Source organism: Chthoniobacterales bacterium, from assembly GCA_039930045.1.
In the GTDB taxonomy this organism is placed as follows: Bacteria; Verrucomicrobiota; Verrucomicrobiia; order Chthoniobacterales; family DASVRZ01; genus DASVRZ01.
This window is the reverse complement of record JBDSQB010000017.1, coordinates 71,717-91,048: the sequence shown is the minus strand read 5'-3', so window position 1 is coordinate 91,048 and position 19,332 is coordinate 71,717. Positions and strand designations below refer to the sequence as shown.

At 56.6% G+C, this 19,332-nt stretch carries 14 protein-coding genes; 9 read left to right on the top strand and 5 right to left on the bottom strand.

The features are described from left to right. The first annotated feature begins 3 nt into the window (after positions 1-3). From ABIT76_13625 to ABIT76_13610, 4 genes are all read left to right on the top strand, one after another. On the top strand, positions 4-450 hold the full coding sequence (locus ABIT76_13625; protein ID MEO7934188.1) for a hypothetical protein: 447 nt from the start codon (positions 4-6) through the stop codon (positions 448-450). Positions 451-556: 106 nt separating this feature from the next. Then, the gene (locus ABIT76_13620) at positions 557-4,438 is read left to right on the top strand and encodes a sugar-binding protein (protein ID MEO7934187.1); all 3,882 of its coding nucleotides are present in this window, start codon (positions 557-559) and stop codon (positions 4,436-4,438) included. Further along, on the top strand, positions 4,396-5,187 hold the full coding sequence (locus ABIT76_13615) for a hypothetical protein (GenBank protein MEO7934186.1): 792 nt from the start codon (positions 4,396-4,398) through the stop codon (positions 5,185-5,187). Before ABIT76_13620 ends, ABIT76_13615 begins: the two co-directional genes overlap by 43 nt. A gap of 80 nt (positions 5,188-5,267) precedes the next feature. Next, positions 5,268-7,070, top strand: a complete 1,803-nt coding sequence (locus ABIT76_13610) for an FAD-dependent oxidoreductase (protein ID MEO7934185.1) — start codon at positions 5,268-5,270, stop codon at positions 7,068-7,070. A gap of 143 nt (positions 7,071-7,213) precedes the next feature. On the opposite strand, the gene ABIT76_13605 is transcribed toward ABIT76_13610, so the two are convergent. Continuing rightward, the gene (locus ABIT76_13605) at positions 7,214-8,254 is read right to left on the bottom strand and encodes a Gfo/Idh/MocA family oxidoreductase (protein MEO7934184.1); all 1,041 of its coding nucleotides are present in this window, start codon (positions 8,252-8,254) and stop codon (positions 7,214-7,216) included. A 93-nt stretch (positions 8,255-8,347) separates the two neighbouring features. Between ABIT76_13605 and ABIT76_13600 the strand changes: the two genes are divergently transcribed. Next, the gene (locus tag ABIT76_13600) at positions 8,348-9,484 is read left to right on the top strand and encodes a hypothetical protein (protein ID MEO7934183.1); all 1,137 of its coding nucleotides are present in this window, start codon (positions 8,348-8,350) and stop codon (positions 9,482-9,484) included. A 103-nt stretch (positions 9,485-9,587) separates the two neighbouring features. On the opposite strand, the gene ABIT76_13595 is transcribed toward ABIT76_13600, so the two are convergent. The 3 genes from ABIT76_13595 to ABIT76_13585 are packed head-to-tail and all read right to left on the bottom strand — an operon-like array spanning position 9,588 to position 13,037. Then, on the bottom strand, positions 9,588-11,054 hold the full coding sequence (locus ABIT76_13595) for a beta-galactosidase (GenBank protein ID MEO7934182.1): 1,467 nt from the start codon (positions 11,052-11,054) through the stop codon (positions 9,588-9,590). A gap of 28 nt (positions 11,055-11,082) precedes the next feature. Continuing rightward, positions 11,083-11,868 (bottom strand): SDR family oxidoreductase, encoded by a 786-nt coding sequence (locus tag ABIT76_13590; protein MEO7934181.1) that lies wholly within the window; start codon positions 11,866-11,868, stop codon positions 11,083-11,085. Further along, entirely contained in the window at positions 11,865-13,037 is a 1,173-nt protein-coding gene (locus ABIT76_13585; protein ID MEO7934180.1) for a mandelate racemase/muconate lactonizing enzyme family protein, read from the bottom strand. Before ABIT76_13585 ends, ABIT76_13590 begins: the two co-directional genes overlap by 4 nt. Positions 13,038-13,133: 96 nt before the next feature. Between ABIT76_13585 and ABIT76_13580 the strand changes: the two genes are divergently transcribed. The 4 genes from ABIT76_13580 to ABIT76_13565 all read left to right on the top strand — a co-directional run bounded on the left by ABIT76_13580 (position 13,134) and on the right by ABIT76_13565 (position 18,358). Continuing rightward, entirely contained in the window at positions 13,134-13,997 is an 864-nt protein-coding gene (locus ABIT76_13580) for a helix-turn-helix domain-containing protein (protein ID MEO7934179.1), read from the top strand. Between the two features lie 356 nt (positions 13,998-14,353). Further along, positions 14,354-15,571 carry an alpha-L-fucosidase gene (locus ABIT76_13575; protein MEO7934178.1) on the top strand — a complete coding sequence of 406 codons (1,218 nt, stop codon included), beginning with the start codon at positions 14,354-14,356 and terminating at the stop codon, positions 15,569-15,571. 4 nt (positions 15,572-15,575) lie between these two features. Further along, entirely contained in the window at positions 15,576-16,208 is a 633-nt protein-coding gene (locus tag ABIT76_13570; GenBank protein MEO7934177.1) for an SGNH/GDSL hydrolase family protein, read from the top strand. A 20-nt stretch (positions 16,209-16,228) separates the two neighbouring features. Further along, the gene (locus ABIT76_13565; GenBank protein MEO7934176.1) at positions 16,229-18,358 is read left to right on the top strand and encodes a glycoside hydrolase family 52 protein; all 2,130 of its coding nucleotides are present in this window, start codon (positions 16,229-16,231) and stop codon (positions 18,356-18,358) included. Here the strand turns inward: ABIT76_13565 and dusB are convergent. Continuing rightward, positions 18,315-19,325 carry a tRNA dihydrouridine synthase DusB gene (gene dusB / locus ABIT76_13560; GenBank protein MEO7934175.1) on the bottom strand — a complete coding sequence of 337 codons (1,011 nt, stop codon included), beginning with the start codon at positions 19,323-19,325 and terminating at the stop codon, positions 18,315-18,317. The genes ABIT76_13565 and dusB overlap by 44 nt on opposite strands. Positions 19,326-19,332 lie beyond the last annotated feature (7 nt).

Genomic DNA, 19,332 nt, shown 5'->3' with positions numbered 1-19,332 from the left:
AATATGAAGAACCTTTTTTTGGCCATTGCCTGCCTAACTGTCGTGTCGGCTCATGCTCAAACAGCCCGATTCACTGTAGCAAAAGCCGCGCACGCCGGGACCGGCGAGCTTGTAGTGGCGGTGCAAATTTATGCCGTGGGAAATCAACTCGCTCTGCATGGTGTAGCGCCCAAACCCACCTCCGAAGACCCCGATCCCTTGGCGCCGGCTTTTTCCTTGGCGGGTGCGTGGCTACAGGATGCCGCGACGGGAAAGAAAATCCAGGCTCTCTCGACGGTCCCTCGCAAGCCGTACTTCGGTCCGCTGGATGTCGTGACCGTCCTAAGTAAAGGGGATTCGATTCAGATGGGGGTGGCGTTTCCGTTTCCCCCTGCCGCGGACGGAAGCAAATGGCTCCTCTATCTGCCGCTGGATGCGAAGCCTGTGCCCGTGGAGTTGCCGTTACAGTAATAAAACGATCTTTATGCGATTATTCTTTTTTTCTCTTTTCTCATTCTCCGCGCTCATCGCCACTGCTTGCCTTCACGCGCAGGAAGACGGGATGCGAGGCCTAAACATGATTGGCTCACAGAGCCAGAATACCGGTCTTCCCGCCTTGCCTTCGCAAGGCCCTGTTACGATTGACGGCAGCCTGAACGATTGGGATCTCAGCGGACGGATCCAAAGCTTCAGCGACATTCAGATACGCAAAGAATATTCCGTGGAAACGGCGGCAATGTGGGACGCGGAGAACCTTTATCTCGCCCTACGGTGGCGCGATCCCTCGCCCCTTCACAACGAAATCGACCCAAAATATGATCCGAAAGACGGCTGGAAAAGCGACTCCGTTCAGATGCGTGTCCTGACAGATCACCCGCTCTGGATCACGGCTTGGCATTTTAACAAAGAAGACACCTCCAACATCCTGTTGGAACGCTGGAAAAACCCAGACAAGGTTCGGGAGGGCATGGACGCGACCCAGTATTTCGGAAAACCGGGAAATGTGGAACTCGGCGACGGTGTCGCAATGGCCTTTCGCAAGGAAGAAGGCGGCTACACGCAGGAAATTCGCCTGCCTTGGAAGCTACTTTACAAGGACAAGCCGGAAATGCGGGCGGGATCGAAGATTCGGGTCGGCTTTGAGTTCATCTGGGGGGATGTCACCGGCAAAGGCTGGCCGATTTCCCGTTATGCGGACAATATGCAGGAGGGGATCACGAAGCGGCTTTTCTTCTGGTTCACGAAAGAGGCTTGGGGTGACATCGAGTTGCTCGCGAAAGGAAATCTGCCCCTGCGCGAATACCGTGCGGCGTCGGTCGCGGAAACCGGCGCGCTAACAACGCACGCGGATATTCCTAAGGAAGCGAAGAAATTTACCCTCGTCATCGAAGACGAGAAAAATCATCGCATTCGCAATCTAATCGCCGACCGGTCACCCGAGGAATTCGCCGCGTTGGAAAAAGACGGCAACTTCCACATCAAAGCCGGGTGGGACTGCCGCGATGACAACGGCAACCTCGTCAAACCCGGGACATACCGAGTGCGAGGCTTGTGGCATAAAGGTCTGGATGCGATCTACGACACGACCTACTACAATCCGGGGACGCCGCCTTGGGAAACATACGATGGAAGCGGGTCTTGGGGCAGCAATCATCTGGAGCCGAAACACATCGCCGCAGCGGGAGACCACATGATCGTAAGCTGGAACTTTTCCGAGGGCGGCAGTGCTACCATCGGGATCGGTCCCGATGGCCGGAAAATCTGGGGCGAACTGCGCGGGGCAGATCCGTTGGCCGCGGACGGCGATGCGGTTTATGGCATCCTGAATCCCGAAATGCAAAAGGAAACTGGTGGGGTTAAACTTTTCCGCCTCTCGGCCAAAGATGGTGGCTATCACCCATTCCGGCTCGACGGCAAGGAGCGCCCGTTTCCCTTGCCGCTTGCGGAGGCGATTGGAACAGGCGAAGAAAACATTACCGCTATGGCCGCGGGCAAGGGAGAACTTGCCCTGGCTTTCGCGTCAGGCGAGGTGATTCTGCTCGACGGCGAATCCGCGCAGACGCGCTCTCGTATCGCGACGGGAAAAACCATTTCCTCCCTCGCTTATGACGCGAATGGAACGCTAGTCGCGATCATGGACGGAGCGCTCGGTCTTCTTGCCAAGGATGGCGCGTTTTCTCCGATTGTGACGCCCGGTATGAAAAAGCCTGGTGCCCTAGCCGTGGATGCCGATGGAAATGCACTCATCTTCGATGCAGGAGAAGATCAGCAAATTAAGGCTTACAACCGCGACGGGCGGCTAGTTTACACGGCCGGACTAAAAGGCGGACGCCCCATCCGGGGAAAATTTCTGCCCGAAGCATTGAACAGCGTGACGTCGATCGCCGTCGATGCGAAAGGCCAAATCTGGGCCACCGAGCACACGCTCTATCCGCGCCGCGTTTCCGTGTGGAATCGCGACGGCCAACTCGTACGCGATTATATCGGCCCCACGGGCTACAATGGCGTCGGGGGTTATTTCGCCGACGATCCCGATACCGCCTACATGGGACCGATGGAAATCAAGCTTGATCGCAAAAACGGCGGCTATGCGGTGGCCCGCATCCTCTGGAAATCCGACCCGGCGCGAGCTGACGAGCCGCCGACCTTCGACGTCAGTCCGCGCACCAACGCCATGCCCGTGCGATTCCGCAGCGCAGCGGGCGGCGTGGAACGCGAGTTCCTTTTCAAGATTCCCAGCTACAGTTACGCCAATCCGAGCGTGCTTTTCATGGAGGACGACGGCGGCACGTGGCGCCCCGTCGCCGCGACCGGGCTGGTCGGTCAGATTTCCGGCGACGTGGGGCCGAAAGGCATCGAAGTGATCGCCGCACCCTCTGGAGAATTCGCTGGGCTCAGCGCCTGGGACGGATTTTTCTGGAATGACAAAAACGAGGATGGTCGCCTGCAGCGCGACGAATGCGAGATCATCCCCGCCGCACCTTTCAAGGGCGCGCGCCCGATAACACCCGCCATCCCCGTTGGCTCGGGATGGAACACGGCCATCGACCCCGTCACGCTCGCCTTCTACACGCAGGGCATTTACCGGATACGTCCTATCTCCTTCACAAAAAAAGGCGCGCCGGTTTACAGTTCGGCCGGAATCGAACTCGTCACCGATACCTCCCCCGACCTCGTTCCCATGCCCCTCTCCGGAGATAAAACGCTCATAGGAATCAAGACCAACGGACTCGCGAAAAACGCGGGAGTGACTTTCGCCGGAATCAATGGCAAAACCGGAGAAATAAAGTGGAGCTATCCAAACCGCTATCCTGGCGTGCACGGTTCTCATCTCGCGCCAATGCCGGAGCCAGGCCTTATCATCGGCCCGCTGAAAATAATGGGTTCCGCGAAAATTTCCGACGAGATAGGAACTGTGTTCGCGATTCGGGGGAACCTCGGCGAAGACTACTTCTTCACCGCGGACGGATTGAACGTCGGCGCGCTTTTCCGCGACCGGCGGTTTCCGACGCAATCCCTCCCGAATACAATAGCTAAGATTCAGGGAACATCAGTGGCCCATCTAAGCGAGGGAGGGGAACCATTTAGCGGTTGGTTCGGGAAGCTGAAAGACGGCTCTGTGAGGATGAATACCAGCCTTTCCCACTTCGCCAGCCTGGTGGTGAAGATCACCGGCCTCGATACGATCCGGCACTTCGATGGCACCACGTTCACCGTGACTGAGGCGGACCTAGCGGTCGGGAAACAACCAGACACCGCGCCGGAGACGAAGCCCGCCTCCTGCCACATCACTCGCTCGACCCTGCTGAAAGCCAGCCCCTTCGAAACCAAATCGTGGAGCGAGGTTCCGTCCATTCCCATCAAAAAGGAAGGTTTCCCCGAGAGCGCGGCAGTCCGACTCGCGTATGACGACGAAAATCTCTACGTTCGCTTCGAAGTAGCCGACACCACGCCAATGGCAAATCGAGGCAAAGACCCGCTCCGCCTTTTCAAGACAGGCGACGCTGTCGATCTCCAAATCGGACCGCTTGGCAACCGCAAAGATCCCAACGAAGGCGACCAACGGCTCCTCATCTCATTTTTTGAAGGCAAACCTGTCGCCATTCTCATGCGTCCGTTCGACTCAGGTGCTCCCGCCGACGCCGCAAAAACTTATTCTTCACCAGTTGGAACTCGGCGATTTGCCCGTGTAGAGCCCTTGAGGACCGCGAACCTCAATGCAGAAAAGACCGCGACCGGTTATCAGGTTAGCGCCGTTGTCCCGTGGCGTGACCTGGCGATCCAACCTAGATCTGGCACCCGTCTGAAAGGCGACTTTGGCTGGATTTCCTCTGACTCTTCCGGACTTGCAAACATCGCCCGCACTTATTGGTCAAACAAACAGACAGGTCTCGCGGATGATGAACCCATGGAAGCATGGCTCTACCCGCTCACCTGGGGCGAATTTATCTTAGAATGAAAAATATAAAACAAAACCTCCTTCTCGCGTTGATGGTGGCTAGACTGCTGGCAGTCCCCGCGTCAGCTACCGCCAACGAACTTCTCGTCGATACCACATTTCGTGAAGCGGACGGCAAGAAGATCTCCGTCGAAAAAAAATCGGAGCCTCCGCTAGAACGTCCGACCGCGCTCCTCATCGTGCCGCCCTCCACAATCGCTTTGGGCACGGAAAAGCTTGGACAACTAGCGCCTCCTTATGCGCTTGTGACTGTCGCCGCTAGCGAGAAGAATCCCGAGGTGGTGGCGAATGCCAGCGTCCTTTGGGATCTCCGGTCGGCTAACCTGACTTCTGGAAAATACATTGTTACTTACAAAACAGTGCTTTTAACAGAGGCTGCTCAAGGGGGGACGTTCATCGTGGTGCTCGGAGACGGAGGCAAACGATTGCCGCAACATTGGACTCAGGTCCCGCTGACCGTTTCTTTCCGGAACGGTAAAATGTGGGTTCCCGGAAAAGACACCTCGCCGATGCCCGTGATCTCCGGCGAAACCTACGAAGTTACGATCCGTTTCGACCTCGACACCAAGACTTGGAGCGCCTCCGCCAACGGTGCTGCCCTCGTGGACGGGCAACCGTTTCCCGAAGCTTTCCAAAGCCTTGGGAATCTTCAAGTTATCGGTCTGGAATTCGGCTGCATTGCCGGCCGGTTTGACCAGCCCGGCGGCGTCTATGCGATTAAGAACGTGAGAATGACGCGCGGTGACTGAATGCAAATCTGTATGCGTTCTGTATGACGCGGATGCCTTTGCCTTCTCCGTCTGAGCAGGAATGATGAATGGTTCATCCTATGAAACCTGCTTTTTCCTCTCCTCGAATCCGTGTCGTCCCGCTCGAAGCGGACTTTGTTGTCGTTGGTGGAGGAATGGCAGGTGTTTGCGCCGCCCTCGCCGCCGCGAGGAACGGGGCTTCGGTCGTGCTGATTCAAGACCGCACCGTTCTCGGAGGCAATGCGTCGAGCGAGATTCGTATGCACATCGTGGGCGCAGACTGCCACGGGCGACGGCCGGGCGCGCGCGAATCAGGAATCATTGAAGAATTGCGGCTGGAGGATTCTTTTCGTAACCCTCATCGCAGCTATTCTCAGTGGGATCTCCTGCTCTATGAGAAGCTAAAGACCGAGCCTCGCATTACGCTTCTTCTGGACACCGCCCTTGTCGCCTGCCGCAAGAAGGATACCCTAATTTGCTCGGTTTCAGCCCTGCGGCATTCGACCGAGGAATTGTTCGAAATCAAAGGCACCATTTTTGCGGATTGCTCGGGAGACTGCGCCCTTGGTGCCGAAGCCGGGGCCGATTTTCATGTCGGTCGAGAGGCGCGAGAGCAATATGGTGAAAGTCTGGCGCAGCCGACAGCCGATAAACAGACTTTGGGCAGTTCAATCCTGCTGACCGGGAGGGAATACTCCTCCGCGCAGCAATTTCATACTCCCTCTTGGGCGCGGCGCTTTCAGAAAGAGGATCTTTTTCGCCGTCCCATTCAGGGCTTTGAGTATGGATACTGGTGGTTCGAGTGGGGCGGACAGCTCGACACGATTCGGGATAATGAAGTGATCCGGCACGAGCTTCTGCGCATCGCGGTTGGAATCTGGGATTACATCAAGAACTCAGGCGACTACCCCGCCTCTGCAAACTGGGCACTCGACTGGGTCGGAATGGTGCCGGGAAAGCGAGAATCGCGCAGGCTGCTCGGACCCCATGTTCTCTCGCAATCGGACCTCCAGTCAGGCCAAATCTTTCCCGATGCGGTCGCTTACGGAGGCTGGGCGATTGACCTGCATCCTCCTCTCGGTGTGGACGCAAAAACGGAACCGCCCTTTACGCCCACGCATCTGCCACATTTGTATACGATACCGCTCCGCGCACTTTTCTCACGGAACGTTTCAAATTTGCTTTTTGCCGGTCGCAATATTAGCGCCACGCATGTGGCGTTTGCGAGCACTCGGGTGATGGCAACTTGCTCCATCGTAGGCCAGGCCATTGGCACAGCGGCTGCCTTGGCTATTCGCGAGGGCTGTGAAATGCGACAGCTTATTGGAGCCCCCTTGATGACAAAGGTTCAGCAGATGTTGCTAAGAGATGACGCTTTTATCCCTTCGCTCTACAACCATGATCCAAACGACTTGGCGCGAGCGGCAAAGGTTAGCGCCTCGGATTCAACTGAGGGGTTTGAGGCCGGACTGATCCAGGACGGCCATACGCGCGATCTGCCACCAGAGTTCGGTTCTTGGTCCGACGGGCTGATTCACCACTGGCGCTCACTGAGCCTGCCGGCTTGGGTGGAACTCGAGCTTCCTAAAGAATCTGAAATCAGGGAAATCCATCTTACTTTCGATTCCGGCTTTCAGCGCGAACTCACACTCTCGCTCAGCGTTTCGACCAATCGGGCTATTCTTCGCGGGGCACAGCCTGAGTTGGTTCGTTCTTACACTATTTCGGTGGACGGGTGCGAGATCGTGAAGGAAATGGCTAATTTTCTAAGAAAGAGGACGCACAAACTGGAGACCCCGGTTGTGGCCAGGCGCATCCGCATCGACGTCCAGCAGACACACGGCGTGGCCGAGGCGCGCCTTTTCGAAGTCCGCCTTTATTGACACGCTTTCCTCAGTGGAATGTTTTTGTTTACGGCTCCACCCCGCGAGGCGTAGATGTCGCGTCGTCCTACTTACGTCGTGTGGTTTGATGCTCTGTCAAAGATTCTCGGACGCGATTGGAAGTTCCGAAGGCTCACTTGGTTTTACCCCCTCATCACGCGCTCCGTATGACCGCTTTGTTCCGACCTGCGAATGGCATCAATCACCCGCAAGCCTTCCGCAACGACTTCTGTGTCGGGCATAAAGGACTGCGATTTTTGGGCTATCGCTTGATACAAGACCTCCCACGGATATTCCCCGATGGAAATCGGTATTTCCATTTGGGCTAATCGGCGTTCCCCTCCTTGCGAACAGACGAGATTCAACGACACGCCCTTAGAAGGTGTGCCGCGCACGGCACGCATCATGTTCCGGTAAATCGTGCCCCTCTGGAAATGAAGAATCAGAGACGATTGATAAGGCTCGGTATCGTCCACGCAAAAAGAAGAGGTAAACGAGGCCAGCATGCCGTTTAGAAACTTCATCTGCGCGCAAGCGTTGTCGGGGGTCGGGCGGTCAGTAAAACGCCGCGCCGTCAGCACGCCTACCGACTCCACCTTGCCAAAGAGGGAAATCAAATCGTTGATGGCATAAATCGAGAGCCGGAATAAGGGGGCAGCGGGACAGGTTCGAGGATCATCCTGCCAGCCGCCGTCGGCCTTCTCGCAATAGGATGCCCAGACTTCCGAATGCACTGCGATGGGTTCTCCGAGGGAAAATTCCACCTGCCACTCACTGATCGCCGTCAGATCAACTCGGCACTCCGGTCTTTGCGGAGAGTTCATCATCACCACGCAGCCCCGCTCCTTGGCAAGTTCCAACACATCCGCAGCTGCCGGATCCGTCTCGAAAGGCTTTGTGGTCATGACGTGTCGGCCTGCCGCAACGATTTTCCGAATTAACGCCGCACGGCCCGTCGGCCCGGTGAAAAGGCCGATCACCTCGATAGTGCTGTCTCTGAGAAGCCGGTCTAGCGAGGACTCCGCCCGGACTCCGTATTCGGCGGCGACTCTTTTTGCCAAATCCAGATCGAGATCGCAGACGGCCTGGAGCTTGAAAAATGGATCGGCCTTTGCTCCGGTCAGAAAGTCTTTTAAGACCCATTGCCCAAATCCGAGTCCAACCAGCGCAAAACCTTTAGTCATAGACCGATGAAGATACAGCTTGCCTGCAAAAGAATGTGAATATACACATTGCATAAACTATTACCGTTTCAACGGTTAGGCTATCCGTGTTTCATGGCGCGAAAAAAAATTCAACGCTCCCTTTCTCCTCTTACGGAAGTTTTTTCGGATTTTGTCGGCTTCACGGGTAACGATAGCCAGCAGGTCGCCTTGATCCGGTTGTTGGAGTTCGTGAGTAAGCAGCAGCGAAGAGAACATTCTCAGCCGTTCTACTCGATGCGAGAGATCACAGACTTCTTCCACGTTCCGTTGCGTACTGTCGCCTTATCGTACGAGGCCCTTGAAAGAAAAGGGCTTCTAATCCGAATTCGGGGCTCGCAGACTTTGCTGTCAGGCCGGGCGGTTCCTTCGCGGAGAGAAGTGCGCGCAGTGGTCGGAGTGCCGGTGCGTCTGCATACGTTTGTGGCCTCCCCATATTCGCGAAGCTTCTACGTCGAATTAGAGGAGGGCTTGCGTCGAAGCGGATTCGTTGCAGACCTCATTTTTTATCGTGGCGAAGAAGTGGAAAGACCGGAATTCACGGAGCGGTTGATTCATCACCGACTTGATTCGGTCTTGTGGCATACTCCTCCCCCTGCCGCGCGTAGTGCCATCCTTTCATTGAGGGACTTGGGAGTGCAACAAATTCTCATTCAACCAACTGACTGCGTGTCTGACATTTTGCTCCCAACGTACCTGCAAGACTGGCAGGCAGGTTATGAAGAACTAGCGCGGAAATGGAAGGAAATCGGAATTCGGCACGTCGTTTTTCCGAAAGCGAAACGGTCACTAACAGCGAAGGCAGAGCGAACTTTTCTTGAGATATTTGCAGCCGCGGGCATCAGCGGACACTTTTTTTCAGGACAGCCCACAGAGCTTTCAGACCTTTTCAAAAGACTCGAACGGAGTGGAATTCCGGCCTTGGCGTTTATTGACCAGGAAGGATCTGATTCGATCTGCAATGGCGACCCACTTGTTTTGGAGGACTTAATCCAACGATATCGGGTTGCTTTTTGTCGTGGAATCCTTCGAATCCCTTATTTTCATAGAAAGGATGTCAAAGTGGATGTTGTGATGTTTTCCGCAGGAGAGATGGCGGCTTGTATCGCGGATGATGTTCGCCGAATGCCGATAATAGATCACGTAATACGGACTTTCAAAGCCACCTATAAGCCGCAGGTTTCTCTTCGTTCCTCAATTGAAGCATTGTAGGAGAATTCACCGCAACAAGCTCACGAGCGGTTGGCCACAAAAAATCATTGATGCCGCGCGCAGCGGTAATGGACAAAGTTCGAGAACAGGTTTCGCCAAATGGCTACTTTGTCTCGTCCCGAAGCGACACTAGCGAACGATCCGTCAAAAACAGCGGCGTGTTGCTGATCGGCAGCGGTTTAAAGATGCGCACCCCTTCCGCATCCGGATCGGGCGACATCCACGTTTCCGCGCACGTCCGTTTGTCCATTTCAAAGGAAACCGCATAAACCTCCTGGGTCAACGGATCAATCAATACAGGCTTATCCAATTTCAGCCCAGAGGCGATCCAATACGTCATCTCCATCGGCTGGACCTCCGGATCAGTCTCCACAGATTCCGGCAGCCACCACGCATGAACCGGTACGTCGCCGCAGACGAAGTTTTCCTGCCACGTGGCCACCTTCGTCGCACGCGGGTCGGCTGTGTCGCTCAACACGCTCATATGGCAGGAAGTGCGGCCGTGGGCTGGCTCCATCGGATCACTCAAGAGCGTAGCCAGCGATTGAAGCGCGTAATAAGCCGGCTTCAGTGACCCGTCCTCCAAACGCACCAAGCCGTAATGGAAGGTCTCCTTTAAGTCTGAGTAGTGGGCGAAGTCCGCCATGTGAAAATAACTGCACATACCTGTGTCGTTCCCAAGTTCCAGCAGAAAGCGTCGAAGCAGCATCCGGGCCTGAATCGCCTCGCTGAACTTCATCGTCGATAGAGCCCCCACGCCTCGCGCCTTTTCCGGCACATACGACTGCACCCCCGACTCACCCTGCCATAAGCCGAGCGTCGGCTTGTATTTGTTTAAGATATGCCGAAAGGCCGGGAACTCCTGCATGCTGTGACGTTCCGGGATCGACTTGTAGCCGTGGTAAGAAACAATATCGACCCACTCGTGGATACCTAGCTTCAGGCAATCTTCCAAGAATTTGATGCTCCACGGCGTCATTCCCCAGGCAATCGCTCCGCCGATCATCTTGGCCTCCGGCTGGTGCTTCCGTACCGACTCGGCAGAAAGGCGCACCAGATCGACGTATTCGGACGCCCGCGGCAGCGGCTTCCAGAATGACAGCAAATCAGGCTCGTTCCATACCTCGTAATGGTCTAGGCGGTTTCGAAAATGGCTCACCACCGCTTCCACGTAATTCTGCCACGCTCGACGTTCTTTCTCCGTGTGGATCGGCGGAAAGCCGACTCCCGCGGGCGAGGCTGACTCCGTATAAAGTCGGTTACCGTAACTCAGGCTCAGCCAAGGCTTCACCCCACGCTCGATCAGCTTATCCACGATCTCGTCGAGCCAAGCAAACTCATAGACGCCTTCCTGTTGCTCTGTCTTTGCCCATCCTGTCTGTACCCGTGCCCATTTCACCCCTAGAGCGCTCAGCACAGGCCAGGCCTGGTCTGGGTTCCACATATCCCTATCCAGCGTTTCAAAACCAACCCCCAGCCGGGACGAAGCGATCTCCCGGCTCGTGCGTGTTTTCAGTCGGCCCAAATACGTTAAGTTTGGATAGGAGGCGTAGGCGGATGTGTTACTCATTGTTCTCGGGTTATGTTTAAGGAAAAAATCACGCACCTGCATCTTTCGGCACTTGCTGAACGCTCAGGCCCCCGTCGATCACCACGCGAGCACCTAGCAGTGTGGGCCCTTCGTCCAAAGCCAGGAATAGTACTAGTCGCGCGATTTCTTCCACAGTAGTCGGTACTCCAACAGGGATGTTTTTTCGACGTCGCGTGGTCGCCTTACTTCCGATCTTCTCCCAGCGCGGCGTCCATACGTAACCTGGCACCACAGTATTGATCCGAATCCCGTGCTCTGCGAGTTCCAGCACCATCGAGCGCGTCAATCCGTCCAGCGCCGCCTTGCTCGTATTGTAAGCACTGCGTCCCCAGACAGCCCGCTCCCCGGCTAACGAGGAAATGTTCACGATCGAGCCCCGGCCCCGGCGCTTCATTTCCGCCGCCGCCAATTGAGAGCAGTAGAAAACACCGAACAGATTTACTTCCAGCACCTTCCGAAAGAATTCTGGACTTTGTTCCAGAAAACCGGAATCGCCCAGGCCCAAATTGGCCGCATTGTTTACTAGCACATCAGGTAACAGGCCTCGTTTTTTCAGCCCAGCAAATCCTCGCTCGATCTCCACACTCTTTCCCAAATCAAAGGCCACCGCTTCCACTTCTGCCTGCGGCGCTCGTTCCTTCAAACGCCGCCGAGTATCCGTAGCTTCGTCCTCGCACTGTCCGTGAACCACCACACACGCGCCCGTGTCGGTGAAAGCCGTCGCAATGGCAAATCCCAGATTTTGCGTGGAACCAGTCACCAACACCGTCTTCCGCTTTTCCGATGCCTTCATTTTTGGTTCTCGAAAATGTAGCCCGAATCCACGGGGCGAATGTCCGTCAGGGTTCCAGCATAGTGCCGCAGCGGATGCGGCTGATATGGATATTTCTTTAGTGCGGCCACGTCGATGTCCACTCCTAGTCCCGGCGTATTCGGAATTGTCAGACTGCCGTCCACGAAGCGCGTATCCTCCCGACTAACTTCTTTTCGCCACGGCACGTCCGTTGCCATCGTTTCCAGGCGAGGGATATTGTGGGAAACCGCCGCGACGTGCAGCGTGGCAGCATTCGCCACTGGCCCGCAGGGATTGTGAGGACAGCAGGGAATAAAATGTGCCTCCGCCATTTCGGCAATCCGCCGCAATTCGGAAATTCCTCCCGCATGGATCACGTCCGCCTGGGCGAAATCCGCGCACTTCGACGCAAAGAACGGCACATAGTCCCACCGGCTGTAAAGACGTTCCCCGGCCGCAATTGGCACCTGCGAACGCCGTCGCACGTCGGCCAGTGCCTCCAGGTTCCCGGGCGGCAGCGGTTCCTCAAACCAGCCCACGCCGAAAGCTTTCAGCATATCGGCTGCCCGCACCGCCGCGGGGACATTGAAACGCCCGTGCCCCTCAATCAAAAGCTCCGCGCGCCCGTCCACCGCTTCCGCCACCGCCGCCACACACGCCTCCGCTGCCCGCAGCCCCCCGGGCGTTAAATCCAAATAGGCATCCCCGAACGGATCCCACTTGAGTCCCTTGTAACCGGCCTCGACTGCCGTCCGGGCCTTGGTCGCAAATTCCTCTGGCTTTCGCGCCCCGGTGAACCACGCATTCGCGTAGCACGGGATAACGTCCCGCACTTTCCCGCCCAGCATCTCGTACACCGGCACCCCCAGTGCCTTGCCCTTGATGTCCCACAATGCCATCTCCAACGCGCCCAGTGCCGACATGTAAACTGGTCCACCGCGGTAATACACCTCCCGATTCACTTCGTGCCAAAGCGCCTCGATGTCCCCGGCCCGGCGTCCGATCACTGTTCGGCCAATCTCGCGCATTGCCTCTGCCACGGTCAGCTCGCGATATTCGAGCGAGGCCTCCCCCCAACCGTAAATACCGTCGGAGGTTTCCACTTTTAGAAAAACCCAGTTTGTTCGGAAACAATCGACAATATATGGCGTAAGCGAAGTGATTTTCATGAAAGTCAGAAGCATCCTAATAGCCATCATCGCCGAAGGCACGCGTATGTGCTTTACAGCCTTGGGCATAAAGTTAATAAATATGGGCCTCCTACCGTGAAGGAAATCGAACCTTTTCTCTTTGACTGGCAAGCTCTCCATGTCGTTCTCGACCGCTGCTACGAGGGGCCTCCCTCCGGGAAATCCGGCACTTTTCAAGGCACGGTTTTGACCGTCTGCCACCTGCTGGAAGGCAGCGTGACCATGCACAAAGACGGTGTCACTGTTGACACTTGCGCCGGGAAAAAAGAATGGATCGTCTGCATTCCCGGCGAACGTACACAGCACTTTTCTGACAACGCTCGTATCATCTCCATCCATCTCGCCGTTAAAAGCCCTGAAAACGGGGCGGAGTGGCGCGGGATTCCCATTGTCCGTTTTGCCCCGGACCGAGTGGCTTCGCGAGCAATGACGCGGTTGTGTGGGGCAAAAGTTATCCGACGCCTGACTCGGGAACAAACTTTAAAAATCTACGGGGTGCTTCTTTCATTGCCGGAGATGCTAGAGATTCAGGAACTGACTCTTGCGTTTCTTCGTAATCTCTTGCGAATTGCCGCGTTGCACAAATTTCGCTTCGAACCGCCACTTATTCATGACCCTCGCGTTCGCGAAAGCCATCGAAGTTTGTCCACGATTGATTTACGCGAGCGATACCTGCGGCAAACATTCGCCGCAAAGTACGGCCTTACGGCTGGTCAATTGGATCGGCTCTGGCGCCACGAACTCGGAATGACCCCGCGGCAATATCATGAATGCCGGCGGGTAGCATTCGCTAGCGAGCAACTCCGCAGGCAGGGAACTTCTGTCAAATGCATTGCTGTGGATCTGGGGTTTCGCCATCTTTCTCAATTTTCCAACTGGTTTTCCGCCCACCAAAACGAGTCTCCTCGGCAATTCCAAACTCGCCCTGAGTCGAATTGACGAACTTCGCCGATTCAGTGATGTCGGCGAAGACTTCCTCATTACAGGCTCCGAAAATCCCGCGCTTTTCATAAACCGCTTGCGCTCTTTTATCCGTTACGAGAAGAAAACGTCTTCGTCACACACATTTTCGCTAGACGGCGTTTTCTTTGCGCGGCCGGAATCAATATCTCATAACGTATAAGGCTCGAATTTCTGTATGGATTGTGTATCCAACGGAAATGCTGTCATCGGGGCGACCCGTGATACAATTACCTTATCGAAGTGGCAACCGGCCTTCATCCCGCTCCGCTTACTTAGCTTTCTCCGATGGCCCTCAGTTGTTTGAAGAACCCGGTTGTATAAACAAAAAATTTATGGGTAAAAATTCTTGGTTTCACGAAGCCCGTTACGGGATGTTTATTCATTGGGGGGCCTACTCAGTTGCGGGCCGTGGCGAATGGATACGTAATCGAGAGAAAATCCCGCAGGACGAATACAAGCGGATGTATGCGGAGAATTTCCGCGCGGAAAACTACGATCCCGCCTCGTGGGCGAAACTCGCAAAAGAAGTCGGAATGGGGTATGCGATACTGACAGCACGTCATCACGACGGGTTCGCTCTCTGGCCTACCAAAACAGGGGATTTTCATGCCGGTAAGATCGGACCGAAACGCGACTTGGTGGGACCCTTCGTCGAGGCGTTTCGTTCAGCGGGCCTGAAGGTGGGATTGTACTACTCTCCGGCCGATTGGTCGCACCCGGACTATCCAGGAGCTTACTTTCGTGATTGGCCTGGGGTAGAAGACTGGACAAGCAAAGCCGTTCGCGAACGATTCATAGCCTACTATCGTTCTCAGCTTATCGAACTAATGACCGGCTATGGCAAAATCGACTATCTTTGGTACGACGGCTGCATTCCTGAAAATCTCCAGAGCCGTGAAGTCAACGAGGAATTGTTGCGTTTGCAGCCACATCTGCTGATCAATGAGCGCAACGGTCCGCCGTCACATGTGCGGATCAGCGAACAGGCAATCCGCGCCCCCAAGGATGACGTGCTGTGGGAAGCGTGTATGACGCTTAATGACAACTGGGCTTATCACGCAGGCGATACAAATTGGAAATCCGCTCGGCAGGTTGTCCAGTTACTCACAGAAACGGCTTCAAAGGCCGGGAATCTGCTGCTCAACGTCGGTCCCAAGGCCGATGGCACAATCCCCGCAGAGTCCGAACAAATTTTGCGCGAAGTCGGAGCCTGGCTAAAGCGCAACGGCGATACGATCTACAGCAGCAGTCGTTCGCCTTTTACGTGGAGCAATTGGGGCCGCGTCACTACGCGGGGAAATACCGTTTATCTACATATCTGGAACAGCACCGGAGTCGAGCTTTGCTTCGCGGAAATCAAGAACCGCGTCCTGTCCGCACGTTTGGTAGCGACCGGCGAATCGGTCGATTTTCAGCAGACAGGAGATCGATTATTTTTAAAAAATCTTCCTGTTCCCTTGCCCGATCCACTGGATACGGCAATCGCCTTGGAACTCGACGGAATCCCCGAACCCTCCACCCCGTGCACTACTTTTTGGATACCTGAATAAAATTATGATAATCAAACCCACCGACACCATTCTTTTCACTGGCGACAGCATCACCGATCGAGGGCGCAAACGCGATGCCGCCCTAAACGACCCCCTCGCTCTGGGAGTGGGCTACGTGCGTCTGTTGAGCGAACGCATTCGCACAGAACTGCAATCACCCGAACTCACCATTATCAATTGCGGCATGAGCGGCAATCGCATCTACGATATTGAGGATCGCATCGAATCCGATCTGCTCGCTTTCAAACCGACCGTGGTTTCTATTCTGGCGGGAATCAACGACACCTGGCGTCGTTACGACAGCAATATCATCTCCGAAACTGGAGCCTTCCAAGCCAGCTATCGCCGCATTTTGGAACGTGTCCGCGATGAACTCGGAGCGCGCATCATCATTCTGGAGCCGTTCCTTTTGCCCGTTGGGAAAGATCGTCGCACTTGGCGCGAGGACATTGATCCAAAGATCACGGCCATTCGGGAACTCGCAGCGGAATTTGCGGTCGCTTATATCCCATTCGATGGAATTTTTGCCGCTGCCTGCTGTCAGTCGCCTGCCGAACATTGGCTGCCCGATGGGGTGCATCCTTCACCTGCCGGTAATGCCCTCATGGCGGACATGTGGATGGCTGCCGTGAAATAATCCGACAGTCACTCGGCCCTGTGACGATCAACTACAACGCCCATCACGCGGCGCCGGGCGCTTACGGCACGTTCACACTCGGGCACTTTCACACTCGCGGCGGATTCGGCGTAAACGACGGACGCGCGCCGGGGAATCAGCACGTTTACGCCGGCTATACGCGCGACGGCGCGACGCTGCAATGCCTGCCGTTCTTTGAACCGGAGCACGCCAGCGCGACCGCCGCGTTCCTCGGTGAGCATGGGACTGCGGAAGTCCCCAGAAAGCTGCAGGCGTTCGCGGAAGCCGACATCCAGCGCAAACTCGGATGGGCCGCGGACGAGTGGACTGTGCCCGGCTTTCGCCTGCGAATCGATTCTCCTTTCGGGCCGATTCCCGAGCCCGCGCCAGCAACCGTGGAAGCTTTGCGCCGATCTTTGCTGCCGGCTGTCACGGCCGAGATCGAGTGGGATAACTCCGACGGCACCACGGAGATGACTGGCTTTTTCGCGATCCATTTCGCCAAGGCCGGAGTCAACTTGCTGTCGGACGACAGTTTGACAGGTCTGGAGTTCACCGGTTCGCTGGGCGTGGCGACGCCGGCCAGCGCTGGCGTGCGCGTGATCGTCGGCCCTGATTTGCATGAAGCTTTGGCCGCGCGCGTGCCGCATGTCTTGTTCAGCACCGCCGGCATTGCGGTCCTCGTGCCGGCTGGCGAAAAGCGCACCTTGCCGCTGGTTTTGAGCTGGTTTGTGCCGGGCATCGTGACCGGCCGCCTCGAGGGCTCCTACTACTATACGCGCTGTTTTGCCTCGCTGCTCGACGTGACGCACTACGCGCTCACTCATCATGCTGAACGCGCCAGGTGGGCCCGCGAACTCGACAACGCGCTCGAAGCCGCGCCGCTTAACCCATCGCAGCGCTTCCTGATCGCGCACTCCACGCGCAGCTACTACGGCTCCTCCCAATTGCTCGAGGTCGCGGGCGAGCCGTTCTGGATCGTGAACGAGGGTGAATATTGCATGATGAACACGTTCGATCTCTCCGTGGATCAATTGTTCTTCGAGATGCGCACCAACCCATGGGTCGTGCGAAACATCCTCGATAGCTTTGTCCGGCATTACAGCTACGTGGACGAACTGCGCGAGCCGGCGGGCGAAAACCTATTCCCCGGTGGTATCTCATTCACGCACGACATGGGGGTGTTGAATCGCTTTTCGCCACACGGTCATTCCTCCTATGAAATGCCGGACAAGCCGGGCTGTTTCAGCTACATGACGCAAGAGCAGCTCTGTAATTGGATCTTGTGCGCTACGACCTACGTCGAAGGCGAGGACGACGACGCGTGGCTGCGGCAGAACGAATACGTTGTGCGGGCGTGCCTTGAGAGTATGCGGCGGCGCGATCATCCGGATCCGGCGCAGCGGAATGGCATCATGGGATTGGACTCATCGCGCTGCGTTTCAGGACAGGAGATCACCACCTACGATTCGCTCGATGCTTCGCTCGGCCAGGCTCGGAACAATCTCTATGTCGCAGTAAAATGCTGGGCCTCCTACCTTGGCCTCGCACGAATGCTCCACCGGCTCGGCGATCACGCAACCGGCGACCAGGCAGAAGCCGGCGCTGGACTGGCGGCCCAAAGTATCACCGCGAAATTCGATCCAGCCCTCGGCTTTATCCCTGCGGTCTTTGAAGGTGCCAACCAAAGCGCCATCATCCCCGCCATCGAGTGCCTCGTTTTCCCGTTGGAATGGGGCGACGCCGACGCCGTCAGCTCCAGCGGACGATTCGGGAGTTTGATCCAGGCTCTGGAACGGCACCTCGGCACGGTGCTTCGTCCCGGCCTCTGCCTCTGCGATGACGGCGGTTGGAAACTCTCCTCGACGAGCCGCAACACCTGGATGAGCAAGATCGCCCTTTGCCAGCATGTCGCGCGCATCGTGTTTCACGTTGACCAGCCCGAAGCCGATGCCGCCCACGAGAAGTGGCAGAAGGAAGGGTGCGGCTATTGGGCCTTCTGCGATCAGATCATCGACGGGAAACCTGTGGGCTCGAAATACTATCCGCGCGGTGTCACCAGCATCCTGTGGATGGAAAACTTTAGTTGCAAGGTTCTGGGTCTGATTACCCTGCAAGTCCGGCGGCTTCGCGTTCTTGAAACCACGTGATGTGTTCGGCAGCGATGACTTCCAATTCGCTCAAACTCGACACGCTTTGCAGGCGGCTGCGGAGGTGTTTGCCGCCGGGCATCCCGCGTGAATAGGCCATGAGGCGCGCGCGCAGGGAGTGCATGGCGGGTTGTTCAGGGCGGCCGGTGGCAATGGAAGCGGCGACGACGGCGCGGGCGTGGCGTTGGACGAATTCCCATTTGAGTTCCAATGCGATGTCGGGCAGGACTTCGCCGGTGGCGAGGTAGTGTTTGATCATTCGGAAAATCCAGGGGGCGGTCATGGCGGCGCGTCCGATCATGATGCCCGCGACGCCGGTTTGCGCACGGCGGAGTTCCACGTCGATGGGGCTGGCGATGTCGCCGTTGCCGATGACGGGAATTTGGACGCTGGCGGCGACTTCACCGATCACGTCCCAATCAGCGCGTCCGCTGTAGCCCTGCTCTTTGGTGCGTCCGTGGACGGCGATGGCCTGGATGCCGCTGTCCTCAAGGACATGGGCGGTTTCGGTGGCGTTGATGGTGGTGGCGCTCCAGCCGATGCGGATTTTGCCGGTGACGGGGACGTTTCCCGCCGCCCGGACGACGGCGCTGGCGACGCGGCCGAGGAGGGGGCAATCGCGCAGGAGGGCGGAGCCGCCGAGTTTGCTGACGACTTTATTGACGGGGCAGCCGAAGTTGAGGTCGATGAAGTCGGGTTGCACCCAGTCGATAACGGAGCGGGCGGCTTCGCCGAGGTGCTCGGGGTCGGCTCCGAAGAGTTGCACGCCGAGGGGGCGTTCGTCGGGGGTGAAGGCGAGGTATTCGCAGGTGCGTTCGTTGCGGCGGAGGATGCCTTCGGCGGAAACGAACTCGGTGACCATGACGTCGGCGCCCTGTTCTTTGCAAAGCTGGCGAAAGACGTGGTCGGTAACTCCCGCCATGGGGGCGAGGTAGAGCGGGAATTGGTTTTGAAACCAGGGAAGCATGGGGAAG